The organism is Kineococcus radiotolerans SRS30216 = ATCC BAA-149, assembly GCF_000017305.1.
Classification (GTDB): Bacteria; Actinomycetota; Actinomycetes; order Actinomycetales; family Kineococcaceae; genus Kineococcus; species Kineococcus radiotolerans.
Map to the genome: position 1 here is coordinate 381,008 of NC_009664.2, position 23,243 is coordinate 404,250.

22 protein-coding genes are annotated in these 23,243 nt (G+C 74.8%); 10 read left to right on the forward strand and 12 right to left on the reverse strand.

Going from position 1 to position 23,243, the window contains the following annotated elements; all coding sequences use genetic code 11:
* Nucleotides 1–71: 71 nt before the first annotated feature.
* The 3 genes from cheB to KRAD_RS27395 are packed head-to-tail and all read right to left on the reverse strand — an operon-like array spanning nt 72 to nt 4,868.
* Nucleotides 72–1,190: a chemotaxis-specific protein-glutamate methyltransferase CheB gene (gene cheB / locus KRAD_RS01830; RefSeq protein WP_011981528.1), complete on the reverse strand. Its 1,119-nt coding sequence runs from the start codon at nt 1,188–1,190 to the stop codon at nt 72–74.
* A gap of 16 nt (nt 1,191–1,206) precedes the next feature.
* The gene (locus KRAD_RS01835; RefSeq protein WP_011981529.1) at nt 1,207–2,913 is read right to left on the reverse strand and encodes a chemotaxis protein CheW; all 1,707 of its coding nucleotides are present in this window, start codon (nt 2,911–2,913) and stop codon (nt 1,207–1,209) included.
* A gap of 26 nt (nt 2,914–2,939) precedes the next feature.
* Nucleotides 2,940–4,868 (reverse strand): methyl-accepting chemotaxis protein, encoded by a 1,929-nt coding sequence (locus KRAD_RS27395; protein WP_011981530.1) that lies wholly within the window; start codon nt 4,866–4,868, stop codon nt 2,940–2,942.
* 210 nt (nt 4,869–5,078) lie between these two features.
* On the opposite strand from KRAD_RS27395, the gene KRAD_RS01845 reads away from it, so the two are divergent.
* Nucleotides 5,079–5,474 carry a helix-turn-helix domain-containing protein gene (locus tag KRAD_RS01845; protein WP_011981531.1) on the forward strand — a complete coding sequence of 132 codons (396 nt, stop codon included), beginning with the start codon at nt 5,079–5,081 and terminating at the stop codon, nt 5,472–5,474.
* A gap of 9 nt (nt 5,475–5,483) precedes the next feature.
* On the opposite strand, the gene KRAD_RS01850 is transcribed toward KRAD_RS01845, so the two are convergent.
* Entirely contained in the window at nt 5,484–6,209 is a 726-nt protein-coding gene (locus KRAD_RS01850; protein ID WP_011981532.1) for an HAD family hydrolase, read from the reverse strand.
* A gap of 25 nt (nt 6,210–6,234) precedes the next feature.
* Between KRAD_RS01850 and KRAD_RS26370 the strand changes: the two genes are divergently transcribed.
* The 6 genes from KRAD_RS26370 to KRAD_RS01880 all read left to right on the forward strand — a co-directional run bounded on the left by KRAD_RS26370 (nt 6,235) and on the right by KRAD_RS01880 (nt 11,019).
* Complete coding sequence (locus KRAD_RS26370; protein ID WP_011981533.1) at nt 6,235–7,119, forward strand: PAC2 family protein; 885 nt, start codon at nt 6,235–6,237, stop codon at nt 7,117–7,119.
* Nucleotides 7,120–7,259: 140 nt separating this feature from the next.
* Entirely contained in the window at nt 7,260–7,721 is a 462-nt protein-coding gene (locus tag KRAD_RS26375) for a DUF805 domain-containing protein (protein WP_011981534.1), read from the forward strand.
* A gap of 139 nt (nt 7,722–7,860) precedes the next feature.
* Entirely contained in the window at nt 7,861–8,490 is a 630-nt protein-coding gene (locus KRAD_RS01865; RefSeq protein WP_011981535.1) for an AIM24 family protein, read from the forward strand.
* On the forward strand, nt 8,490–9,158 hold the full coding sequence (locus tag KRAD_RS01870) for an AIM24 family protein (RefSeq protein ID WP_011981536.1): 669 nt from the start codon (nt 8,490–8,492) through the stop codon (nt 9,156–9,158). Before KRAD_RS01865 ends, KRAD_RS01870 begins: the two co-directional genes overlap by 1 nt.
* Nucleotides 9,158–9,931: an AIM24 family protein gene (locus tag KRAD_RS01875; RefSeq protein ID WP_011981537.1), complete on the forward strand. Its 774-nt coding sequence runs from the start codon at nt 9,158–9,160 to the stop codon at nt 9,929–9,931. Before KRAD_RS01870 ends, KRAD_RS01875 begins: the two co-directional genes overlap by 1 nt.
* Nucleotides 9,928–11,019 (forward strand): dipeptidase, encoded by a 1,092-nt coding sequence (locus tag KRAD_RS01880; protein WP_011981538.1) that lies wholly within the window; start codon nt 9,928–9,930, stop codon nt 11,017–11,019. The genes KRAD_RS01875 and KRAD_RS01880 overlap by 4 nt, the downstream gene beginning before the upstream one ends.
* 34 nt (nt 11,020–11,053) lie before the next feature.
* Here the strand turns inward: KRAD_RS01880 and mshC are convergent, their stop codons facing one another.
* From mshC to KRAD_RS01900, 4 genes are read right to left on the reverse strand one after another with little or no spacing between them, the layout of a single operon-like run.
* A complete protein-coding gene (mshC, locus tag KRAD_RS01885) occupies nt 11,054–12,313 on the reverse strand; it encodes a cysteine--1-D-myo-inosityl 2-amino-2-deoxy-alpha-D-glucopyranoside ligase (RefSeq protein WP_011981539.1) in 1,260 nt (419 codons plus the stop codon).
* Nucleotides 12,314–12,343: 30 nt separating this feature from the next.
* Nucleotides 12,344–13,192: an SCO1664 family protein gene (locus KRAD_RS01890; RefSeq protein WP_041292524.1), complete on the reverse strand. Its 849-nt coding sequence runs from the start codon at nt 13,190–13,192 to the stop codon at nt 12,344–12,346.
* On the reverse strand, nt 13,189–13,737 hold the full coding sequence (locus KRAD_RS01895) for a DUF3090 domain-containing protein (RefSeq protein WP_011981541.1): 549 nt from the start codon (nt 13,735–13,737) through the stop codon (nt 13,189–13,191). The genes KRAD_RS01890 and KRAD_RS01895 overlap by 4 nt, the downstream gene beginning before the upstream one ends.
* 9 nt (nt 13,738–13,746) lie before the next feature.
* Nucleotides 13,747–14,484 (reverse strand): histidine phosphatase family protein, encoded by a 738-nt coding sequence (locus KRAD_RS01900; protein ID WP_011981542.1) that lies wholly within the window; start codon nt 14,482–14,484, stop codon nt 13,747–13,749.
* 106 nt (nt 14,485–14,590) lie between these two features.
* Here KRAD_RS01900 and KRAD_RS01905 point away from each other — a divergent pair, with 106 nt between their 5' ends.
* Nucleotides 14,591–15,631, forward strand: coding sequence for a magnesium and cobalt transport protein CorA (locus tag KRAD_RS01905; protein ID WP_011981543.1), 1,041 nt, complete (start codon nt 14,591–14,593; stop codon nt 15,629–15,631).
* Nucleotides 15,632–15,676: 45 nt separating this feature from the next.
* Here the strand turns inward: KRAD_RS01905 and KRAD_RS23845 are convergent, their stop codons facing one another.
* The 4 genes from KRAD_RS23845 to KRAD_RS01925 all read right to left on the reverse strand — a co-directional run bounded on the left by KRAD_RS23845 (nt 15,677) and on the right by KRAD_RS01925 (nt 20,697).
* A complete protein-coding gene (locus KRAD_RS23845; RefSeq protein ID WP_011981544.1) occupies nt 15,677–17,812 on the reverse strand; it encodes an endo-1,3-alpha-glucanase family glycosylhydrolase in 2,136 nt (711 codons plus the stop codon).
* 194 nt (nt 17,813–18,006) lie between these two features.
* A complete protein-coding gene (locus KRAD_RS01915; protein WP_011981545.1) occupies nt 18,007–19,128 on the reverse strand; it encodes a glycosyltransferase in 1,122 nt (373 codons plus the stop codon).
* A 4-nt stretch (nt 19,129–19,132) separates the two neighbouring features.
* Nucleotides 19,133–19,723 carry an LbetaH domain-containing protein gene (locus KRAD_RS01920; protein ID WP_011981546.1) on the reverse strand — a complete coding sequence of 197 codons (591 nt, stop codon included), beginning with the start codon at nt 19,721–19,723 and terminating at the stop codon, nt 19,133–19,135.
* Complete coding sequence (locus KRAD_RS01925) at nt 19,720–20,697, reverse strand: GDP-L-fucose synthase family protein (RefSeq protein ID WP_049821038.1); 978 nt, start codon at nt 20,695–20,697, stop codon at nt 19,720–19,722. Before KRAD_RS01925 ends, KRAD_RS01920 begins: the two co-directional genes overlap by 4 nt.
* A 103-nt stretch (nt 20,698–20,800) precedes the next feature.
* Between KRAD_RS01925 and gmd the strand changes: the two genes are divergently transcribed.
* Together gmd and KRAD_RS01935 are read left to right on the forward strand one after the other, a co-directional pair.
* Nucleotides 20,801–21,793 carry a GDP-mannose 4,6-dehydratase gene (gene gmd / locus KRAD_RS01930; protein ID WP_011981548.1) on the forward strand — a complete coding sequence of 331 codons (993 nt, stop codon included), beginning with the start codon at nt 20,801–20,803 and terminating at the stop codon, nt 21,791–21,793.
* 14 nt (nt 21,794–21,807) lie between these two features.
* Nucleotides 21,808–23,214, forward strand: coding sequence for a hypothetical protein (locus tag KRAD_RS01935; protein WP_011981549.1), 1,407 nt, complete (start codon nt 21,808–21,810; stop codon nt 23,212–23,214).
* The last annotated feature ends 29 nt before the right edge of the window (nt 23,215–23,243 follow it).

Here is a 23,243-nt window from a genome sequence, read left to right on the forward strand (position 1 = left end):
GGTGCGGGGGAACGGGGACGTGCGGGATCCGCGGGACGTGCGGGGGGGGTGACGTGCGGGGCGGGGGGCGGTCAGCCCCAGGCCAGGACCTGCGCCGCGATCTGGTCGGCGGGCAGGACGCGGGTGGCGCCGTCGCGGGCCACGAGCTGGCCCGGCATGCCCCACACCACCGCCGTCTCCTCCGACTCCGCGACGGTGCGCCCGCCGCGGGCCTTCAGCTGCGCCATCTGCTCCGCCCCGTCGTCGCCCATGCCCGTCAGCAGGACGCCGACGGTGCGGGCGGGGTCGACGTGCTCCATGGCGCTGGCCACCATCCGGTCCACGCTGGGGTGCCAGCGGTGGGCCGCGCCGGCCGGCGCGGGACGGACCACGAGGTCCCCCCCGCGCCGGCCCAGCACGACGTCGGCGTCGCCGCGGGCGACGTACACGTGCCCGGGCAGGACCGGGACCAGGCCGGTGACCTCCTGCACCGCGAGGGGGCAGGAGGCGTCGAGGCGGTGGGCCAGCGCCCCGGTGAAGGAGGCCGGCATGTGCTGGGCGATGACGACGGGGGCGGCGAAGTCGGCGGGGAACTGCGACAGCAGCGCCGACAGCAGCGCCGGGCCGCCGGTGGAGGAACCGACCAGCACCAGGTCGGTGGTCCCCGAGCCGGACGGGCCGGCCGGGCGGGTCCCCCCGCCGGCGACCGGGACCGCCCGGGCGCGCGGGGCCCGCCCCGCCCGGGACGCGGCGTGCGCCTCCTCCCGCTGGCGGCGCAACCGCGCCGTCAGCGAACCGGGGCGCACCCGTGAAGCCGCCGCGCGGCGGACCTTGCGGCGGATCTCCTCGGCGGCCTCGGAGAGGTTCAGCGAGACGGTGCCGCCGGGTTTGGCGACGTAGTCGACCGCACCCAGCTCCAGGGCCTCCAGGGTGGTCACCGCTCCCTGCTCGGTGATGGAGGAGACCATCACCACCGGGACGGGGTGCTCGGCCATGATCCGCGCCAGGCAGGTCAGCCCGTCCATGACGGGCATGTTGACGTCGAGGGTGACGACGTCGGGCGCTTCGCGCGACAGGACGTCGAGGGCGTCCTCGCCGTTGCGGGCGAGGACGACCTCCACGTCGCCGTCGGCGGTGAGCATGGTCTTCAGGGCCTTGCGCATGAGCGCGGAGTCGTCGACGACGAGCACCTTGAGGTTGGGACCGACCACCGGTACGACTCCGCGCTCAGGCCGCGCTGGCGGCGGCCGGGACCTCCTCGGCCAGCTGCGCGACCTGGGCGCGGCCCAGCAGCTGGGAGGGGTCGAGGACGAGGAGCATGCGCTGCTGGCGGGGCAGGTTCGCCACCCGGGTGACGACCTCGGCCTGCTCCGGGGACAGCTCGGGCGCGTCCTCCAGCTCGGCGCCGGAGACCCGCAGGACCTCCGCGACCGAGTCCACGACGAACCCGGTCCGCACGCCGCCGATGATGAGCACCACGATGCGCTGGCGCTCGTCGCGGGCGCTGCGGTCCAGGCCCAGGCGGGTGCGCAGGTCCACCACCGGCAGCACCGCGCCGCGCAGGTTCACCAGGCCCTCGACGAAGTCGAGGGTCTTGGGCACCCGGATCAGCGTCTCGGGCACGCGGACGATCTCCTGCACGGCGTCGACCGCCACGCAGTACTCCTCGCCCTGCAGGCGGAAGACCACCAGCAGCTCGTCGTCCCCGCGGCCGTCGTCGCTCACGTCGTCCTCCTGCTCGTCACGGGCGCGGCTCACCGCCACGTCCTCGGGGTCGAGGTCGGCCAGGGCGCCGACGTCGACGAGGGAGTCGGCCGAGAGGACCGACACCAGGCGCTTGCCGTCCTCCAGCCGGCACACCGACTGGACCTCGCGGCTGCGGCCGCCGCCGGAGACGACGTGCGGCAGGGCGCCGACGAGGTCGGCGGGGACCCGCAGCACCTCGCGGACGGTGTCCATGACCACGCCCACCAGGGACTCGCGCCCCTCGCGCTCGACGGTCACCACGACGATGCGGTTGTGCGCCTGCAGGGCCGGGACCTCCAGCCCGAACACCTGGCGCAGGCTGACGACGGGCAGCAGCCCGCCGCGCAGGTCCATGACCCCCAGCACCCGCGCGGCCGCGTTGGGCACCGCGGTGACGCGCTCGGGGGCCTGGACGATCTCCTGCACCCGGTCGATGGGCAGCGCGTACTCCTGCCCGTCCACGGCGAAGCTGACCAGCTCCAGGGTGCCGGAGGAGTCCTCCTCCTCCACCACCGCCGCGGTGGGCGACCAGCCCGCGCCGCCGGTGCCGGCGACCTTGCGGGCCAGGTCGGCGAACTCGGTGCGGACCAGGTGCTGCACGTCGAGCACGGTGGTCATCCGCCCCGCCGCGCCCTTGCCCGCGGTCCCCTTGAGGACGGCGGCCAGCAGCTCCGAGCGCACGGTGGACTGCACGCCCTCGGCGCTCTCCAGCTGGTCGGGCTCCACCGACACGACCGCGGTGACGCGGTCGACGACCAGGCCCAGGGTCGCCCCGGCGGCCTCGACGACGACGACGCGGGTCGCCTCGTCGTGCTCGGTGCCGGCCAGCCCGCAGCAGGTGCGCAGGCTCACCACCGGCAGCACCCGCCCGCGCAGGTTGGCCAGGCCCTCCAGGGCCGCCGGGCCCAGCGGGACCCGGATCAGCTCGGGCATGCGGATGATCTCCTGCACCCGCTCCATGGGCAGGGCGTAGGACTCCCCCGCCATCTCGAAGGTCACGAAGTCGTTCGCGACGTTCGTCCCGTCGTCCTGGCCCGGACCCTCGACCGCGGTCCCGGCCACGTCCCCGGACCCGGAGTCCTCGAACCCGGCGTCCCCGGACCCGGCGTCCCCGGACCCGGCGTCCCGGGACCCGACGTCCTCGAACCCGACGTCCTCCTGCTCCAGCAGGCTCTCCACGGTGCTCATCGCACTCCTCGTCGTCGCGGCGCGGGTCAGGGCTGCTGCAGCTCGTCGGCCAGGGCGGCGATCTCCTCGATCGCGGTGGCCAGCTCCTCCGCGCCGGTGGACTGCTGGCGGGCCGCGGCCGAGGCCTGGCCCGAGAGCGCGTCGGCCTGGTTGGCCGCGGCGGAGATCTGGTCCAGCGCGGTCTTCACCTGCACCAGGGCGGAGGCGATCTCGGCGGAGGCGGCGCGGACCTCCTGGTTGCCCTCGCGGACCTCGGCCATGTCGCGCTCGACCTCGACGAGGCGGGCGGTGCTGGCCTTGGCGCGCTCGACCTCGACGAGGGCCTGGCGGGAGGTCTCCTCCAGGTCCGCGCGCACGGCGGCGATGCGGTCCTGGACCTCCTTGACGAGGTCCTTGATGCGCTCGGCGTTGTCGGCGGAGTCGCGGGCGAGGTTGCGGATGTCGGTGGAGACGACCGCGAAGCCCTTGCCGTACTCCCCGGCGCGCGCGGACTCCACGGAGCCGTTGACGGCCAGCATGTTCGTCTGGATGGAGACGTTGGCGATGGCGTCGACGATCTTGTCGATCTTGCGGGAGACGATCTCCAGCTCCACGACCTGCTTGACGCTGTCCTTGGCCGCGGCCGCCGCGGCGGTGATCGCGGTGATCATCGTGTCCACGGCGTCCTTGTTGGTCGCCAGCTGGCCGATCATCTCCCCGGCCTTCTCCACGGCCACCCCGGCGCGGGTCTCGGCGAGCTGGGCGCCGGACTCGATCTGGTTGATGGCGCTGGAGGACTCCACCGTCTTGGCCGACTGGGCCTGCGCGCCGCTGGAGATCTCGGTGATGGCGGTGGCGATCTGGGTGGCGGCGCGGTTGATCTCCTCCGCGGCGGCGGCCAGCTCCTCGGCGGAGGCGGCGACCTCCTCGGCGGACTTGCCGATGTCGGCGGAGCCGCGCAGCTCGTCGGCGATCTCGGAGAGCTGCTCGGCGGCCTGCTCGCTCTGCTGCAGCGCCGCGCCCTGCTGGTCGACGGTCTGGAGGACCTCCTCGGCGGCGGCGGACTGCTGCTCGGCGGCGGCGGCGATCTCCTCCGCGCGCAGCTGCGCGTCCTGGGAGGCGCGCTCGGCCTGGGTGGCGGCGGCGGCGATCTCGGCGGCGCCGTCGAGGATGACGACCATGTCGTCGCGGATCTGCGCGAGCTGCGCGGTGACGGCGCGGCCCTTCTCGACCTCGCCGCGGGAGGTGTCTGCGGAGGCCTGGACGCCCTCGGCGACGGCGGTGACGCCGGCGCGGATGGAGTCGATGAGCTCGCGGATCTGGCTGGCGGAGCGCTCGGAGGTCTCGGCCAGGGTGCGCACCTCGTCGGCGACGACGGCGAAGCCCTTGCCGTGCTGGCGGGCGCGGGCGGCCTCGATGGCGGCGTTGAGGGCGAGCAGGTTCGTCTGGTCGGCGATGCGCGCGACGGCGGCGACGATGGTGCCGATCTCCTCGGCCTGCTTCTCCAGCTCGGTGATCATCTCCACCGAGGCGGTCTGACGGTCGGCGGCCTCGCCGACGTTGGCGACGAGGCTGCTGATGCCCTCGGCGGTCTCCCCGAGCAGCGTCTGCAGCTTGGCGGTCGTCTCCTGCACGCGCTTGCTGGTCTGCTGCTGGGTGCGGATGCGCCCGGCGACCTGGTTGGTCGCGGCCAGCGACTCCTGGGTGGCGCCCGAGGCCTCCTCGGCGCCGGCGGCGATCTGCTGCATCGAGTCGCGCAGCTGGCGCGAGGCCTCGGTGGACTGCGCGGTGGAGGCGGCCAGCTCGGTGGTCGCGGCGGCGATGCGCTCGGCGGCCTGCTGCTGCTTGGCGACGGTGCGGGCGCGGCGGCGCGCCTCGTCGGACTCGCGGGGGTCCTTGCGGGGGAGGGTGGTCGGTCCGGCAGCGGGACGGGCTGCGGGGATGGTCGCCTTGGCGCCGTTCTTGGTGAGGGGCATGGATCCTGGTCCTTCACTGGGGTCGTCCGACGAGACGGCGGCCACGGCTGACCTGCGTCCTCGTGTGCTCCCGGAGGGGGCTGCCTAGAAGGTCGGCAACCCCCGTTGCCGTCTTGAGCCCAATTTCCGGAGCCGGGTCCGGAGCCCGTCCGGGACGACCCCGCCGCCGGGCGGGCTCAAGGTCGCGCACCGGCGTGCCGAGGTGGGGACGTGGACGACGACCAGCAGGCCGGGCCCTCCCCGGTGCCCCCGCCGCGCTCCCCCGGGCTCGAGGTCGCCGACCCGACCCTCGCGTCCCTCACCGCCCTCGTCACGCAGGTGGAGGAGTCCGTGCGCCTGCTCACCCTCGTCGGTGACCGCGCCGGCGCTGTCGTGCGCCGCCGCCTGGCCGGGGACAGCTACAGCGAGATCGTCGAGTCCAAGGAGCGGCCCTTCATCGTCGAGGTGATCACCACGGCGATGTCCGGCCTGGGCGAGGCCGGTGGGCAGTACCGCCGCGCCCAGGCCCGGGCGCTGCGCGCGGAGGGCGTCAGCGTGCCCGACATCGCCCGCCTCTTCGGCGTCACCCGCCAGCGCGTCTCCGCGCTGCTCGACGACCGGGTCTGACGGCCCGCCCTACGGCTCGGCGGGCGTCGCGCCGACCGTGTCCACCACCTCGCCCGCCGCGACCCGGGCGAGCACCGCCAGGTCCACCTCGGCCAGGGACGCCACCCGGCTGCGCCCGGGGGCGGGCGGGATCGGCACCATGTGCGGGCAGGCGACGACGCGGCAGCCCGCGGCCTCCCCGGAGGCGATCCCCGTCGGGGAGTCCTCGAGGACGACGCACCGCGCCGGGTCCACCCCCAGCAGCTCCGCGGCGCGCAGGTAGGGGTCGGGGGCGGGTTTGCCGCGCTCCACCTCGTCCCCGGCGACGACGACGGCGAAGGCGCCGGGCAGCACCCGCGCCACCGTCTCGGCGAGGCTGCGGTACGACATCGTCACCAGCGCGCACGGCACCCCGGCCCCCGCGAGCGCCTCCAGCAGCTCCACGGCCCCCGGCCGCCACACCACCGCCGCGCTCACCTGGGCCACGACGGCCTCCACCAGCTCCGCCACCACCGCGGCCGGGTCCAGCCGCACCCCGGTCTCGGCCTCGAGGTGCGCGGCCAGGACCCGCCCGGACTCCGGCAGCGCGTTGCCCACCAGCGACAGCGCCTGCTCGTGGGTCCAGCTCGCGCCGTAGCGGCCCAGCAGCGCCGTCTCCGCGGCGATCCAGTGCGGTTCGGTGTCCACCAGGGTGCCGTCCATGTCCCACAGGACGGCGGCGGGCGGGGTCGGGGGTGTCGCGCTGTCGGGCTGCATCGGTACCGGAGTCTAGGGTTGGCCCGTGCCCGAGCAGCCTGTCGACCCCCGCGCCGAGTCCGCTCCCGCCCCGGTGGTCCTGCGCGACCCCGTGGTGATCGCGGCCTTCGAGGGCTGGAACGACGCCGGAGAAGCCGCCAGCCAGGCCCTCGCGCACCTGCACGAGGTGTGGGGCGCGGTCGACCTCGTGGAGTTCGACCCCGAGCTGTACCACGACTTCCAGGTCAACCGCCCGACCGTCCACTACGACGACGACGGCCGCCGGCGGCTCACCTGGCCCACCACCCGCGTCTCCTACGCCCTGCTGCCCGACGCGCCGCGCGACGTCCTGCTCGTGCGCGGCATCGAGCCGTCGATGCGGTGGCGGACCTACGCCCGCGAGGTCGTCGAGCAGGCCCAGGCCCACGGCGCCTCCCTCGTGGTCACCCTCGGCGCGCTGCTCGCCGACGTCCCCCACACCCGTCCCCTGCCCATCACCTCCAGCAGCGAGGACCCCGACCTCGCGGAGAAGCTCGACGTCGAGCCCTCCCGCTACGAGGGGCCCACCGGCATCGTCGGCGTCGTCCAGGACGCCGTCGCCACCGCCGGCATCGCGTCCCTCTCGCTGTGGGCGGCGATCCCCCACTACGTCGGCCAGCCCCCCTCGCCCAAGGGGACCCTGGCCCTGCTGCGCCGCGTGGAGGAGCTCCTCGACCTCGCCGTCCCCCTCGCCGACCTGCCCGAGGACGCCCGCGCCTGGGAGCGCGGCGTCGACGAGCTCGCCGCCGAGGACAGCGAGATCGCCGAGTACGTCCAGCAGCTGGAGGAGGCCAAGGACACCGCGGAGCTGCCCGAGGCCTCCGGGGAGGCCATCGCCCGCGAGTTCGAGCGCTACCTGCGCCGGCGCGACGACCCCCCGCGCCGGGGCTGACCGGGGCACACCGGTCACGCGGAGTGAGCAGAACGGGTGACACGCCCGCGCTGGTCCCCGCGCCGATCCCGCGACCGCCCCATGATGGGGCGGTGCGGCCCGGACCTCCCGGGCGACGTGGAGGGGACGACGACGTGAACATGGTCGATGCCGTCAAGAACGGCTTCTCGAACTACGCCCGCTTCTCCGGGCGCGCCCGCCGGTCGGAGTTCTGGTTCTGGACCCTGTTCACCGTCATCGTGAGCATCGTCGCCTCCGTCGTCGACAACGCCCTCGGGCTCACCACCAGCAGCGGCGGCGGGGTGTTCCAGGGGATCGCCTCGCTCGCGCTGCTGGTGCCCGGCCTCGCCGTCGGCTGGCGGCGTATGCACGACACCGGCAAGAGCGGTGCCCTATACCTCATCGGCCTCATCCCGCTCGTCGGCTGGATCCTCGTCGTCGTCTGGGCCTGCCAGGACAGCCAGCCCGGCCCGAACCACCACGGCCCCAACCCCAAGGGGATCGACGGCGGGTACGGGCAGTTCCCGGGCCAGCAGGACCGGTTCGGCGGACCGGGCCAGTACGGCCAGCCGGGCCAGTACGGGCAGCCCGGGCAGTTCTGACCGGACGGCACCGCGGGGGGCGACCACGACGACGTGGTCGCCCCCTCGCCGCGTCCGGGCCGTGTCGGGCGGTGACGCGGGAGCGTGATCACGCCATGATGGGGTCCACGTCACCGCAGCGAAGCACCGAGGAGGCCCCGTGACCTGGCGGCTGGAGACCCCGCGCGTCCTCGTCGTCGACCTCGACGGCTCCAAGGGCAGCGCCGTGCGCGCCCGGACGGGGTCGATGGTCGCCTACGAGGGCGACGTGCAGTTCAAGAACGCCGGCGCGGGCGGGGGCGGTGGTCTGCGGGCCGCGCTGAAGCAGCGCGTCACCGGCGAGTCGCTGCCCCTGATGGAGGTCACCGGCCGCGGCAGCGTCCACTTCGCCGTCGGCGCCGGCCACCTGCTCGTCCTCGACCTCGCCAGCGATGTCCTCAAGGTCGAGTCCGAGTCGCTGCTCTGCCTCGCCGAGGGCCTGCGCACCGACGTCACCTTCACCGGCCTGCAGGGCGCCTCCAGCGGCCAGGGCCTCTTCACCACCACCGTCACCGGCCACGGCCAGGTGGCGCTGCTCTCCCTCGGCGGGCCCCCGATCGCGTTGCGCGTCAGCCCCCAGCACCCCCTCGTGGTGGACCCCGACGCCTACGTCGGCGCGGTCGGGAACCTCAGCCAGTCCTTCGTCACCGACGTCTCCTGGCGCAACCTCGTCGGGGAGAGCTCCGGGGAGGCGTTCTCCCTGCGCTTCGAGGGCCAGGGCGTCGTCTACATCCAGCCCGAGGAGCGGTGATGGCGTTCACCAAGGTCACCTCGAAGGTCGTCCTCGCCGAGGTCCGCCCCGGCCAGGAGGTCCTCGCCCGCCGCGGCGCGATGCTCGCCACGACCGGCACCATCGCCTTCTCGCCCGTCGTCGGCGGGCCCGGCGGCGGCGCCTACGGCGGCGGCATCGCCTCCGCCCTCGCGCGCGGGATGCAGGGCGAGGCCGTGCCCCTCATGGTCGCCGAGGGCCACGGCTCGGTGCACTACGGCTACCACGGCCACCACGTCACGATCGTCGACCTCGACGGCTCGCAGCCGATGTCGGTCGAGGCGGACCGCCTCCTCGCCCACGACGCGAGCATGTCCAGCTCGGTGGTGTTCCTCGGCCAGCAGGGCGGTCTGCGCGGCGCGGTCCGCGGCGCGGTCACCGGCCAGGGGCTGTTCACCACCCAGCTCTCCGGCCGCGGTTCGGTGGCCGTCCTCTCCCACGGCGGGACCTTCGCCCTCCGCGTCGGCGGCGGGCGGCAGGTCGTCGTCGACCCCCAGGCCTACGTCGCCCACGTCGGGAACCTCCGCCTCGACGTCGCCACCGCCCTGTCCTGGCGCGACGCCGTCGGCCGCGGGTCGGGCGAGGGCGTGCAGCTGAAGGTGTCCGGCGAAGGAACCGTCTACGTCCAGGCGAGCGAGGAGAAGCTCTGATGGTCTCGACCAACCCCCAGCCCCTGGACCCCCAGACCCTGCCCGACCACGACAACCTCCCCGGCAACGCCCACGCCTACTGCGTGCGGCTCACCGGCCCGCTGTTCGTGCAGACCGGCACGATGATCGCCTACTACCCCCAGGGCGGGGGGACCGTCCGCTTCGAGCCCCTCACCGCGACCTCGCTGACGAGCATGGTCGCCAGCCACTTCTCCTCGCCCCTCTACAGCCGGGACTGGGTCGTCGCCACCGGCCAGGGCCACGTGATCCTCGGCGACCGCGGCTACGACATCAACTCCTACGACCTCGACGACGGGAACCTCACCGTCCGCGCGGCCAACCTGCTCGCCTTCGACGCCGGGCTGGAGCTGAAGGAGTCCATCATCCCCGGGTTCCTCACCCTCATCGGGACGGGGAAGTTCCTCGCCAGCTCCTCCGGGCCGGTCGTGTTCGTCGAACCCCCCGTCCGCGTCGACCCCGAGGCCCTCGTCGGCTGGGCCGACTGCCCAGCCCCCTCCCAGCACTTCGACGCCGGCTGGATGGGCCACTTCCTCGGCGCCGCCCGCGGGGCGCTGTTCGGCACCCGCTCCGGGGAGGAGCGCCAGTACGACTTCACCGGCGCCGGCACCGTCCTGCTGCAGAGCTCGGAGCGGGTGCTGGAGGACCCGCAGGTCGTGCGGCGCCTGGAGGGCGAGGTCCGCCAGCTCGGGCCGAACCAGCTGCAGCACCTGTCCGGGGTGATCCAGGCCCAGCTGCAGCAGCACCAGCAGTGACGTTCCCGGTCGTCGACGGGCACAACGACCTGGCCTGGGAGCTGCGCGAGCGGTTCGGCTCCGACCCCGCCCGCGCCGGGCTGGCGACGGAGCAGCCCGCCCTGCACACCGACGTCCCCCGCCTGCGCGCCGGCGGGGTCGGGGCGCAGTTCTGGTCCGTCTACGTCCCCTCGCACTGGGACCCCGCGGCCGCCGCGGTGGCCGTGTTCGAGCAGGTCGACCTCGTCCGCCGCCTCGTCGCCACCCACCCCGACGTGTTCCGCTGGACCCCCACCGCCGCCGACGTCCGCACCGCCGTCGCCGAGGGCCGCATCGCCTCCCTGCCCGGGGCCGAGGGCGGGCACGCCATCGCCGGTTCCCTGGCGGTGCTGCGCGAACTGCGCCGCGCCGGGCTCGCGTACCTCACCCTCACCCACAACGACAACACCCCCTGGGCCGCCTCCGCCACCGGCGTCCACGTCGAGCACGGCCTCACCGCCTTCGGCCGCGACGTCGTCTGCGAGATGAACCGCACCGGGGTCCTCGTCGACCTCTCCCACGTCCACGAACGCACCATGCACGACGCCCTCGACGTCACGACCCGGCCCGTGCTGTTCTCGCACTCCTCCGCGCGCGCCGTGACCGACCACCCCCGCAACGTCCCCGACGGGGTGCTGGAACGCCTGCCCGGCAACGGGGGCGTCCTCATGGTCACCTTCGTGCCGGCCTTCGTGAACCGGGCCTGTGCGGACCACCGCGCCGCGGCCACCGCGGAACGGCGACGGCGCGGGCTGGCGGGCGACCCCTACGACCCGGCCGGGTTCGGCGACTGGCTGGCCGCGAACCCCCGTCCCCGCGCCACGCTCGCCGACGTGGCCGACCACCTCGACCACGCCCGCGAGGTCGTCGGCGTGGAGCACCTCGGCCTCGGCGGCGACTACGACGGCACCGACGAGCTCCCCGTCGGCCTGGAGGACGTCTCCGCCTACCCCCGGCTGCTGGCCGAGCTCACCGGCCGCGGCTGGTCGGGCAGCGACCTCGCGGCGCTCGCGGGCGGCAACGCCCTGCGGGTGCTGGAGGAGGCCCAGGACGGCACCTCCGTCGACTGACCCGCGCCGCCCCGCGCGGGCGGGGCGGCGGTCCTCAGGGGAGGACGACGCCGAGGAGGGCGGAGACGGTGCGGCGCACCAGGTCCGGGGCCTGCGCGTCGGTGCCGGCGGTCGTGCGGGCCTGCTCCACCCACGCGTCCACGGCCGCGACCGCGCCGGGCGCGTCGAGGTCGTCGGCGAGGCGTTCGCGCACGGTGGCCAGCAGCGCCTCCGCCGGGGGGCCCGCCGGGGCGGCGACGGCGGCGCTCCAGCGCTCGTGGCGCGCCCGCGCCTGGGCGAGGACCTCGTCGGTCCACTCCCAGTCGGTGCGCCAGTGGTGGTCCACGATCGCCAGGCGCACCACCGCGGCCGGCACCCCGGCCGCGACGAGCCTGGAGACCAGCACCAGGTTGCCCTTGGACTTGCTCATCTTCTCGCCGTCGAGGGCGACCATGCCCGAGTGCGCGTAGGCGCGGGCGAAGGGCCGTGCCCGCGGGCGCAGCAGGTGCGCGTGCGCGGCGCCCATCTCGTGGTGGGGGAACACCAGGTCGCTGCCCCCGGCCTGCACGTCGATGGGCATCCCCAGGTGCTCCAGCGCGATCGCGGTGCACTCGATGTGCCAGCCGGGGCGCCCGCGCCCCAGCTCCCCCGCCTCCCACGCCGGCTCCCCGGGACGCTCCACCCGCCACAGCAACGGGTCCAGCGGGTTCCGCTTGCCCGGGCGCTGCGGGTCCCCGCCGCGCTCGGCGGACAGCGCCAGCATCGTCTCCAGGTCGTAGCCGCCGACCGTGCCGAACGCCGCGTCGGCGTCGACGGGGAAGTACACGTCGCCGTCCGGGCCGCCGTCGGTCCCCGGGACGCGGTAGGCGGCGCCGGCGGCGAGGAGGTCGCGCACGGCCTCCGCGACCAGGTCCACGGCCTCGACGACGCCGAGGTAGCGCTGCGGCGGGACGACGGAGAGGGCCTCCATGTCGCCGCGGAACAGCTCGACCTGCGACTCGGCGAGGTCGCGCCAGTCCACCCCCGTCGCCTCCGCGCGCTCCAGCAGCGGGTCGTCGACGTCGGTGACGTTCTGGACGTAGCGCACGTCCAGGCCCGCGTCCCGCCACGCCCGCCCCAGCAGGTCGAACGCGACGTAGGTGTTGGCGTGCCCGAGGTGGGTGGCGTCGTAGGGGGTGATGCCGCAGACGTACAGCGTCGCCGTCCCCGCCTCCGGGCCCACCGGGACGAGCCCGCCGGTCGCGGTGTCGTGCAGGTGGACGCGGGGGCCCCGACCGGGGAGGGCCGGGACTTCGGGAACGGACCAGGAACGCACGGGCCCGAACCTACCTGGCGGGCCCGGCGCTCAGAACGGCGGCCACGGGATCGTGCGGTGCCCGCGCGGGCGCGGCAGGCGGTCGGCCTGGAGGAGGCGCTCGGTGCGCTCGAGGGTCGCCACGACCTCCTCCACGCTGAGCAGCTCCCCCAGCAGCTCCCCCAGGGGGCCGTCGAGGTCGGCCACCAGCGTCGCGAGCACCTCGCGCTCCTCGGCGAGCAGCCGGGTCCCGGCGAAGCCCCACAGGACCGTGCGCAGCTTGGGCTCCTCGTGGAAGGTCAGCCCGTGGTCCACCCCGTGCACCGCTCCGGACCAGCCCGGCAGGACGTGCCCGCCCTTGCGGTCGGCGTTGTTCAGCACCACGTCCAGCACGGCGATGCGCCGCAGCCGCAGGTCGTCGGCGTGGACCAGCACCACCGGGCGCCCCGCCCCGTCCTCGGCCTCCAGCACCGTGCGCCACCCCGGCTCCACCCGCCGGGGCGCGACGATGTCGATGAGCCCCGCGCCGGGGGAGGGCAGCACCACCTCGGCCGGTTCGGCCGGGTCCGCGCCGTCCTGCTGCAGCCACAGCTGCACCGACCCCGGCCCCAGCGGGCCGTCGCGGAAGACGGTGGGCGGCACCACGTGCCAGCCCGTCGCGGCCGACACGGCGTAGGAGGCGACCTCGCGCCGGGCGAGGGTCCCGTCGGGGAAGTCCCACAGCGGGCGCTCCCCCGCCACCGGCTTGTAGACGCAGGCCAGTTCCCCGTCGGGGCCGTCCACCACCGCGTACAGGGTGGCGTTGGAGGCGTCCGCGAGCCGCCCGCGGATCTCGACCTCCCCCGAGGCCAGCCGGACCAGGGCGTCCTGCTCCGCGACGCCCGCGAACGTCGCGTTCAGCGCCGGTACCCGTTCGCGCGGGGGCAGACGTGGCCCTGCGGGTCCAGCGGGCCGGAGCAGAACGGGCACGGCGGACGGCCCGCGGCGACCAGCGCCAGGGCCCGGGTCGCGAAGGCCCGCGCCGCCGTCCCGTCCAGGGAGACCCGCAGCAGGTCGCGGTCGGGGGCGAGGTCGGGGACCTCCGGGTCCACGTCCTCCTCCGACACCTCGAAGCACTCGATGACCACGACGTCGCGCTCGCCGTCCCAGGCCAGGCTCATGGTGCCGACCCGGAACTCCTCCTCGATGGGCACGTCGAGGGGGGCGGTGTCCTCGGAACCGGCCGCCGGCGCCGCCGGGACGGGCGCGCGGCCCCCCGAGCGGCGCACGATCTCGTCGAGGAGCTCCCCCACGCGCTCGGCGAGCGCGGACACCTGCGTCTTCTCCAGCGCCACCGACGTGAGACGTCCACCCCCGCGGGCCTGGAGGAAGAACGTCCGCGCCCCGGGCTCGCCGACGGTGCCCGCCACGAATCGCTCGGGCGGGTCGTACTCGTACACGGGCATGGGCCGACCCTACGCCGAGCCGGCCCCGCCCCCGACGACCGCGTCGGAGGACCGCCGCGCCGGGCGGGCGGGCGAGCGCCGCGCGCGCTTGCGCCGCGGCGCGAACCCGGACAGGTCCCCGCCGGAGTCGTTGACCCGCAGCACGAACGGCCGCAGGGGGGCGTAGCGCACGACCGACACCGAGCACGGGTCGGCGGAGATGCGCTGGAAGAGGTCCAGGTGCATGCCCAGCGCGTCGGCGAGGATCGCCTTGATGACGTCCCCGTGGGTCACCGCGACCCAGACGGCGTCCTCGCCGTGCTCGGCGGCCACCCGCGCGTCGTGCTCACGGACGGCGGCCACCGACCGGTGCTGCACGTCCGCCAGGCCCTCGCCGTCGGGGCCGGGGAACACCGCCGCCGAGGGGTGCTCCTGCACCGTCCGCCACAGCGGTTCCCGGGCCAGCTCCTTGATCGGGCGGCTGGTCCAGTCGCCGTAGCGGCACTCCCCCAGCCGCTCGTCGGTCGTGGCGGCGGGACGGGGGCCGTCGGGGCCGTCGACCGCGCGCAGCGCCGCGGCGGTCTCCTGGCACCGCTCCAGGGGGGAGACCACGAAGGAGGCGACCGGGACGGGCGCCAGCCGCTGCCCCAGGGCCGCGGCCTGCGCCCGGCCGGTGTCGTCGAGGTGCACGTCGGGGGTCCAGCCGGCCAGGACCCCGGCGGTGTTCGCGGTGCTGCGCCCGTGGCGCACGAGCAGGAGGGTGGGCACCCCCCGACTCTAGGCTCCGCGCGTCCCCCGCCCGTCCCCGCCCGTCCCCCGCCCGCCGTCCGGCGCCGCGGTCGTGCCCGCCCCCCGCCGGGGGGACGATGAGCGCATGATCGTGGACCTGTCCACCTACCGCGACGGCACCCGCTCGGCGGCCGACGACCTGCCCTCGGCGCTGGCCACGGCCCGGGGCAGCGAGGACGGCTTCCTGTGGCTGAGCCTGGAGGACCCCACCGCCGAGGAGCTCGGGCGGGCGGCCGCGGACCTGCCGCTGCACCACCTCGCCGTGGAGGACGCGCTCGCGGGCCACCAGCGGCCGAAGGTGGAGCACTACGGCGACACCGTGTTCGCCGTCCTGAAGGTCCTCTCCTACTTCGACGCGACCTCCACCGTGGAGACCGGCGAGCTCATGCTGTTCGTCGGCGACCGGTTCGTCGTCACGGTCCGCCGGGGGGGCACGGGACCCGTCGACGACGTCGGCGACCTCGTGCAGCACGACCCGCGCCGGCGGCACCGCGGGCCTCGCGGCGTGCTGCACGCGGTGATGGAACGGGTCGTGCGGGAGTACACGCGCATCGACGGGGAGCTCGAGCGCGACGTGGACGAGGTCGAGGAGCAGGTGTTCTCCCCCGACCGGTCCTCCGACGCCGAGCGCATCTACTCCCTGAAGCGGGAGGTCCTGGAGGTCCGCCGCGCCGCGGCTCCGCTGGTGGCCCCGCTCCAGGCGCTCGTGGCGGGCGGCCGGGGCGGTTCCGGCGAGGTCCCCGACGACGGTCCCGGCGCCGGGGGTTCCCCCGGGGAGGGTCCGGGGCACCCCGTCCTGGACGAGCAGTCCCGGTTCGTCCTGCGCGACGTGCTGGACAACCTGACGCGGACGGTCGAGCACGTCGAGTCCTACGACCGGCTGCTCACCGACATCCTCAACGCCCACCTGGCCCAGGTCTCGGTGCGGCAGAACGACGACATGCGCAAGATCTCGGCGTGGGCCGCGATCGCGGCGGTGCCGACGCTGGTGGCGGGCGTGTACGGCATGAACTTCCAGCACATGCCCGAGCTGTCCTGGCGCTACGGCTACCCCGCCTGCGTCCTGGCCATGGTGGGGATCTGCGTCGGCCTGTACCGGACGTTCAAACGGTCGGGCTGGTTGTGAGGACCAGCCCGACCGTCGGGTGCGGACGTCAGCGCCGCGGGGGCGTCAGCTCCAGGTGAGGACCAGCTGCGGGCGCAGGTTGCGGTCGGCGTTCTCGCTCGACCACAGCCACAGGCTGTCCGCCCCCAGGGCGTCGATCGCCACGGTCTGAGGCGTGCCCAGGACCGACGCGAGCGGAGCGGTGGCCAACGTCACGTCGTAGGACGAGTTCACCTTCGCGCCGGCCGCCACCTCGCCGAGGACCGCACCGGAGGCCGCGGGCCGGTTGTTCCAGTTCAGCTCCGCCACCCTGTAGGCGTTGGAGGCCAGCCGGACCCGGTGCGCGGCGGTGGAGGCCGCCATCGGGTCCGGCGCGGTGCGCACCCGCAGGGTGGCACCGGTCAGCCGCTTGCCGGCCGGGGCCTTGGGCAGGTCGAAGCGCAGGTAGGCGCGCGCCCCGGGACCGGTGCGGGAGACCAGCAACGGATCGCTGCCGTACTCCGTGGACGGGGCACCCTCGTTGGCGTAGGTGTCTGTGATCGGGAAGAGTACGGTCGATGTCGAGCTTGCCGGCTGGATGACCGGCGCCGGGGTGACCGGGACGGTCGGGCGCGGCGACGCGGGCACGGTCGGGACCGGGGCCGGGGCGCTGACCGGGATCGAGGAACCCTCGCGGCGGCTGGAGGCCGCGACGTAGTGCAGGTCCTGGACCGAGGGGGAGTTCGTCACGACCTGCGGGGAGGTGACGGCCGCGACCGTGCTGGAGCCGCGGGTGACGGCGGCGGAGACGGTGCCGGCCCCCAGCGGGACGACGCAGGTGTCGACACCGGCGTCCACCTGGCAGGTGTGCTTGGTGCTGCCGACGGTGACGGTGACGGTGCCGGGGGCGGTGAGGAACGTCAGCGCCTCGACGGTGTCCCGGGGCGCGGACCCGCCGCGGTGGCGCATCGTCTTGGTCTGCGGCGTCGTCTGCTTGGCCGAGACGGACTGGGTGCGGTGGGTGACGTAGACGGTGTCGCGCTTGATGGTCGGTGTGGAACCGGTCTTGTACCAGGCGGTGTAGTAGGCGTTGATGTCCAGGAAGGACCAGCCCTGGCCGGCCGAGGGGCCGATGTGGGAACCCTCGACGTAGTCGTTCCAGGTCGGGATCTGCACCCAGTTCGCGCCGGAGTCGCGGGCGATGGCCCACGTGTTGCGCAGGTTCTGGGTGTTCTCGGCCTCGTCGTAGATGCCCTGGGTCGGGCGCTCGTCCTGCACCGAGACCGGCTGCATCCACTGCAGGCCGAGGCTCTGCACGTTCTTCGCCCGGGTCATCGGGGAGGACGACGGGGCGGGCGAGTTCCACGCGGGGTTGCGGTTGCCCCAGTTGGAGATGCCGTAGGAGATGGACTTGAAGGAGCTCAGGCTGGTGCGCTCGTCCAGGGACAGGGGGAAGAACGCGACCGGCATCCGGTGCTCGGACTTCATGACCGACAGGAAGGTGCCCCACCAGGAGGCGTTGCGGCTGTCGGCGTGGAACGGGGAGACGACCAGGCGGCCGTCGGCGAGGCGGTGCGCGGCGGAACTGCCGGCGAGGTCGGCGACGGTGGCCGCGAGGCTCTGCGGCGTCGAGGAGGACGCGCCGGCGGTCATGTCGGGGACCAGCAGGATGCTGAACCCGCCCACGTTCTGGGCGGCCTGCAGCAGCAGCTTCTGGTTCTGGTACAGCGGGCTGCCCGGGTTGACCGAGAGCAGGTCCACGCTGAACCCGTCGATGCCGGCCGACTTCGCCTGGCGCACCTCGAGCTCGAAGTTCTTCAGCTTCCAGTCCGACCCGGACTGCTTGGCGACCGGCAGGGGGCGGTCGCGCAGGAAACCGCCGTAGGCGGCGTGCTTGCCGCCCTCGCCCCCGGGCTTCAGGTAGTTCCGGGCGTAGTAGTCGTTGGCGGGGTCCGCGTTGTCCAGCGACACCGGCAGGGACGGCATGTAGTGGGCGAAGACGAGCTTCCCCTGGGCCTTCGACGCCGAGGCAGAGGGCATGTCGAAGGGGAGGACGTCATTCGTGGTGAAGGCGCTGGCGCCGGGGCGTTCGGCGGCGTTCGCCGTGGTCGCGGTGAGCACCGGGACGAGCGTCGCGGTGCTGACCGCGGTCGCGCCGAGCAGGGCCGTGAGCCAGCGCCGGGTGCGGGTGGTGCCGGTGCGGAGCTGGGGGGACAGACGCACTGGGTTCCTCCGGGGATGTGTAACGAGTCTCTGACCGTTCGCGATGTGTGGTGTGCTGACCAGAGCTTCGGCGTCAACCGGGGGGCACTTGACCTGCCGAACGGGTGCGACTGCGCGTAGCGGTCGGTGAGGTCGCCCCGCCCCTCACGGGGTCCGGACGGTTCCGGCTGGGCCGAACGGGTGAGCGTCGTCGCTCAGCGTCGGGAAACGGCGTCCGCGTAGATCGTCTCCAGCCGCGCCGCGACCGGATCCATCGAGAACTGCGACTGTGACGTTCGCCACGCCGCGGCGCCCGCCCGGGCCAGGGCACCGTCGCGGGTCAGCAGGTCGCGGACGGCGGGCAGCAGGTCGGCGGGCTCCGGTCCGACCACCGCACCGGCCCCGGCCGCCGCGACCGCCGGGGCCAGCCCGCAGTCCTCCACCACGAGAACCGCGCGCCCCATCGCCATCGCCTCGAGCACCGCGACCGGGAACGGCTCGGCGAGGGAGGGCAGCACCACGAGGGAGGCGCGGGCCAGCCGGGCGGCGACCTCCCCGGGCGCCAGCGCGCCCTCCCAGCGCAGCCGGGGGTCGCCCGCGGCCTCGACGACCGCGCGCACCGCGCCGCCCTCCCCCTCGTCCGGGCCGACGAGGGCGAAGTCGGCGTCGATCCCCGCGGCCAGCAGCGCCGCGGCGGTGCGGGCGAAGAGGACCGGGCGCTTGCGGGCCGCGAGGCGGCCCAGGAACAGGACGCCGGGCCGCGCCGGGAGCGGCGGGGGGACGGCGACGGGCGGGATGCCGTTCGGCAGCCGCCGCCATCCCGGGGCGGGGGGCACCAGCCGCCCCAGCCCGGCCTCCTCCGCGGGGGTCAGGTGCAGCACGGCCGAGGCCCCCCGCAGCACGGGCCGGGTCAGGACGAGGTCCAGCGGCCGGGCCAGCGGGTTGGCGGTGGGGACGACCATGCCGTGCGGCTGGACGACGAGCGGGACCCCGGCGGCCAGCGCGAGCCGCGCGGCGGGGAGGGTCACGAGGTCGCGGGCGAGGTGGACGTGCACGACGTCGGCCCAGCGCAGCGCGCGGCGGACGTCGGCCAGCAGCCGGGGCGAGGTCAGCCCGCTGAAGCCCGCGCCCGGCAGCAGGCGCCGCAGCCGGTGCGCGCGCAGCGGGGTGCCGCCGAGGTCGCCGGGCGGCTCGCCGGCGTAGCCCAGCGCCCCGGCCACCGCGCGCACGTCGTGGCCGCGGGCCCGCAGGGCCGCGCCCTGGTGGGTGGCGACGGCGACGGGCCCGCCGAAGGCGCCGTCGGGCGAGACGAGCGTGACGACGTGCAGGACGCGCACCGGCTCAGCCGTTCCGCGGGCGCTCGCCCGCACCGGTGGGCCAGGTGGCCGCCGGCGCCAGCACGGTGGCGCCGGCGGGGACGTCGCGCACCACGAGGGCGCAGGCGCCGACCACGGCGTCGGCCCCGACGGTCACCCCGCGCAGCACCGTGGCCTGGGCCGCGATCCAGGCCCCGTCCTGCACGGTGATGGGGGCGTTGTCGAACTCGAACGTGGGTGAGCGGCGGTCGTGGCTGCCGGTGCAGAGCAGCACCCCCTGGGAGAGGCAGACGTCGTCGCCGAGCACGACGGGTTCGAGGTTGAGCAGCCAGGTGTCCTGCCCGATCCAGCTGGAGTTCCCCACCGTCAGCTTCCACGGCCAGTGCACCCGCACCCCGTGCCGGACGAGGACCCCCGTCCCGATGCGGGCCCCGAAGGCCCGCAGCAGGGCGACGCGCAGCGCGGCGGGGCACCACCAGCGGACCACCACCAGACCGGAGACCAGCTGCCAGGCCACCTGCCAGAGCGGGCCGCGGCCCTTGTCGTAGCCGGCGCCGGTGAACCCGGCCAGGCTGCGCCGGGGCGGGTGGGTCCCCTCGGCGCCCCGCGGCGTCAAACCGCCGGCTCCAGGGCTCGCAGGTACCAGTCGAAGGTGTCCCGCACCCCGTCGGCGAGGCCGGTGCGGGCGCTCCAGCCGAGGTCGCGCAACCGCGAGACGTCGAGGAGCTTGCGGGGGGTCCCGTCGGGCTTGGTCGCGTCCCACTCGATGCGGCCGCGGTAGCCCGCGATCCCCGCGACGAGCTCGGCGAGTTCGCGGACGGTGACGTCCGTCCCGGTCCCGACGTTGACGGGGGCGGGGTCGTCGTAGTGGCGCAGGAGGAACAGGCAGGCCTCGGCGAGGTCGTCGACGTGGAGGAACTCCCGGCGCGGAGTGCCGCTGCCCCAGCAGGTCACGACCGGCGCCTCGTCGCGGGCCGCCTCGTGGAAGCGGCGCAGCATGGCGGGCAGGACGTGGGAGGCCTCGGGGTCGAAGTTGTCGTGGGGCCCGTAGAGGTTGGTGGGCATGGCCGAGATCCAGGGCAGCCCGTGCTGGCGGCGCACCGCCTGCACCTGCAGGATCCCGGCGATCTTGGCGATGGCGTAGGCGTCGTTGGTGGGTTCCAGGGCGCCGGTGAGCAGGGAGTCCTCGCGGATGGGCTGCTCGGCGAACTTGGGGTAGATGCAGGAGGAGCCCAGCAGCAGCAGCCGCGGGGTACCGACCCGCGCGGCGGCGTCCATGACGTTGACCTGGATGCGCAGGTTGTCGGAGAGGAACTGGGCGGGGTAGGTGGAGTTGGCCCCGATCCCCCCGACCCTGGCCGCGGCGAGGACGACCACGTCGGGGCGCACCTCGTCGAAGAACCGCTCGACGGGGGCGCGCTCGCGCAGGTCGAGCTCGGTGGAGGTGCGCGTCACGACGTCGCGGAAGCCCTCGGCCGCCAGCCGCCGACAGACCGCCGAGCCCACGAGGCCGCGGTGCCCGGCGACGTACACCCTGGCTCCCGGGTCCAGGTCCAGGTCCCGCCGAACGGGCTCTCGCGAGGCCTCCATGCGACAGAAGGTACATGGCCGGTCACCCAGGTGGCAGACAGGCACCCGATTGAGCTGGTTGTATGTTCACTACGAGTAACCATGGTGTTCACGGGGGGCGACGGTGCGGAAGACGGCACTCATCACGGGCATCACCGGCCAGGACGGGTCGTACCTGGCCGAGCTGCTGCTGGAGAAGGGCTACGAGGTTCACGGGCTGATCCGGCGGTCGTCGTCGTTCAACACGACGCGGATCGACCACCTCTACCAGGACCCGCACGACCCGCACGCCCGGTTCTTCCTGCACTACGGGGACCTCACCGACGGCAGCCGGATGGTGACCCTGCTCGACGACATCCGGCCCGACGAGGTCTACCACCTGGCCGCGCAGTCGCACGTGCGGGTCAGCTTCGACGAACCCGAGTTCACCGGGGACACCACCGGTCTCGGCACCACGCGCATCCTCGAGGCCATCCGGATGATCGGGCTTCAGTGCCGGTTCTACCAGGCGTCGAGCTCGGAGATGTTCGGGGCGACCCCTCCCCCCCAGTCGGAGACGACGCCCTTCCACCCCCGCAGCCCCTACGGGGCCGCGAAGGTCTACGGCTACTGGATGACCCGCAACTACCGCGAGGCGTACGGCATGTTCGCCGTCAACGGGATCCTCTTCAACCACGAGTCCCCGCGCCGCGGCGAGACGTTCGTCACCCGCAAGATCGCCGCGGCCGCCGCCCGGATCGCCGCCGGCAAGCAGGAGACGCTGTACCTGGGGAACCTCGACGCCGTGCGCGACTGGGGTTACGCCAAGGAGTACGTCGAGGGCATGTGGCGGATGCTGCAGCAGGACGAGGCCAGCGACTACGTCCTGGCCACCGGGGTCGGGACGACCGTGCGGGAGTTCACCCAGGACTGCTTCGAGTCCGTCGGCCTCGACTGGCGCGACCACGTCGCCCACGACGAGCGCTACGTGCGGCCCGCCGAGGTCGACGCGCTGATCGGCGACGCCTCGAAGGCGCGGCGGGAGCTGGGCTGGACCGCTACCGTGCAGGCGAGCGAGCTCGCCCGGTTGATGACCGAGGCCGAGCGGCGCGCCCTGCTGTCGTCCACCAGCCGCTAGGAACGAGGACCCGGATGCCCGGTACTTCCCCGAGCACCCGACCCCACTCCGCCGCACCCGTGCGGACGGACTCCTCGACGGCGGCGGTGGGGACCGGGGTCGCGGTGGTGCTGGGCGCCGTCGTCCCGCTGCTCGTCCTGGGCCACACGCCGGACCCGGGAGCGGCGGACACGTTGTGGCGCTGGGCCTTCGCCTTCGCCGTCGTCGTGGGGGCCCGGCTGGGGTGGCTCGTGGTCGCCGGTCCGCGACGGCTGTTCGAGGTGGTCTTCTGGATCTTCGTCTACGTGTTCCTCGCCCTCGCCCCGCTGGTGCAGCTGCGGTCGGGGCAGCACCCCGGCACCACCCCCCGCCCGCACGTGGAGCTGCACGGCACGGCCCTGCTCGCCGTGGTCGCCGGGACGGCGGCCGTCGCGGTGGGCGTCGCGGTCGGGCGGCGCCGGCGGGCGCCCGCGGTGCTCGGCGACGTCCCCCCGCGCCGGGCCGCCCTGCTGGCCGTGGCCGCGCTGCTGCTGTTCGGCTACTACACCTGGAAGACCGGGCTGCCGGCCATGTTCGCCGCCCGCGACGCCCGCAGCGCCGCCGCCCTGCAGGCCTGGCCCGACCCCGCGGTGAACGCCGTCGTGCGGTCGCTGGCCACCTTCCCCCTGGTGGTGGCGTTCGTGGCGCTGGTGCGGGTCCCCGCCCGCCGGGGGCTGCTGCTGCTGGTCGCGGTGGCCGTCGTCGTCTCGATGAACCCGATCTCCAGTCCCCGCTACGTCGCCGGGACCGCCGCGCTGTCGGTGGCGGTGGCGCTGGGGGCGATGGCCACGACGGCGCGGGCGCGGGCCTTCGGGCTGGGTTTCGTGGCCGCGCTGCTGCTGCTCTACCCCGTCGCTGACGCCGCCCGCCGCGTCGTCGCCGAGGTCGACACCCGCGGGGGGTTGCCGCCAGCGCTGGACGCCATGACTTCCGGGGACTTCGACGCGTTCGAGCAGATCACCAACGCCGTCTGGTACGTGCAGGACTTGGGCTCCACCGGCGGGCGGCAACTGCTGGGCACGGTGCTGTTCTGGGTGCCCCGAGCCCTCTGGCCAGGCAAGCCGACCGACACCGGGATCCTGCTGGCCGACGCCCGCGAGTACCGCTTCGACAACCTCTCCGCCCCCCTGTGGGCCGAACTGCTGGTCAACGGGGGTTTCCTGCTGCTCGTCGCGGGCATGCTCGTGCTCGGCTACGTCATCGCCCGCGTCGACGCCGGCGCGGACCTGGGGTTCCGCAGCGGCCGCCGGCCGGTGCTCGCGGTGATCCTGCCGTTCTACTTCGTCATCCTGCTGCGCGGTTCCCTGCTGCAGGCCATGGCGGGGCTCGTCGTGCTCCTGGCCTGCGGGCTGTTCGTGGAACGCCCCTGCCGGGCGGGGAGCCCGGGCCGGCACCTGCGCTGAGGTGCCGGCCCGGTCTCGCAGGCCCCGGC

Bases quoted from the DNA above. Each gene is read 5' to 3' on its own strand.
- KRAD_RS01835 (WP_011981529.1), bottom strand. From the start codon at position 2,913: ATGAGCACCGTGGAGAGCCTGCTGGAGCAGGAGGACGTCGGGTTCGAG.
- KRAD_RS26375 (WP_011981534.1), top strand. From the start codon at position 7,260: ATGGTCGATGCCGTCAAGAACGGCTTCTCGAACTACGCCCGCTTCTCC.
- KRAD_RS01875 (WP_011981537.1), top strand. From the start codon at position 9,158: ATGGTCTCGACCAACCCCCAGCCCCTGGACCCCCAGACCCTGCCCGAC.
- KRAD_RS01935 (WP_011981549.1), top strand. From the start codon at position 21,808: ATGCCCGGTACTTCCCCGAGCACCCGACCCCACTCCGCCGCACCCGTG.
- KRAD_RS01925 (WP_049821038.1), bottom strand. From the start codon at position 20,697: ATGGAGGCCTCGCGAGAGCCCGTTCGGCGGGACCTGGACCTGGACCCG.
- KRAD_RS01895 (WP_011981541.1), bottom strand. From the start codon at position 13,737: ATGCCCGTGTACGAGTACGACCCGCCCGAGCGATTCGTGGCGGGCACC.
- KRAD_RS27395 (WP_011981530.1), bottom strand. From the start codon at position 4,868: ATGCCCCTCACCAAGAACGGCGCCAAGGCGACCATCCCCGCAGCCCGT.
- KRAD_RS01870 (WP_011981536.1), top strand. From the start codon at position 8,490: ATGGCGTTCACCAAGGTCACCTCGAAGGTCGTCCTCGCCGAGGTCCGC.
- KRAD_RS01850 (WP_011981532.1), bottom strand. From the start codon at position 6,209: ATGCAGCCCGACAGCGCGACACCCCCGACCCCGCCCGCCGCCGTCCTG.
- KRAD_RS01905 (WP_011981543.1), top strand. From the start codon at position 14,591: ATGATCGTGGACCTGTCCACCTACCGCGACGGCACCCGCTCGGCGGCC.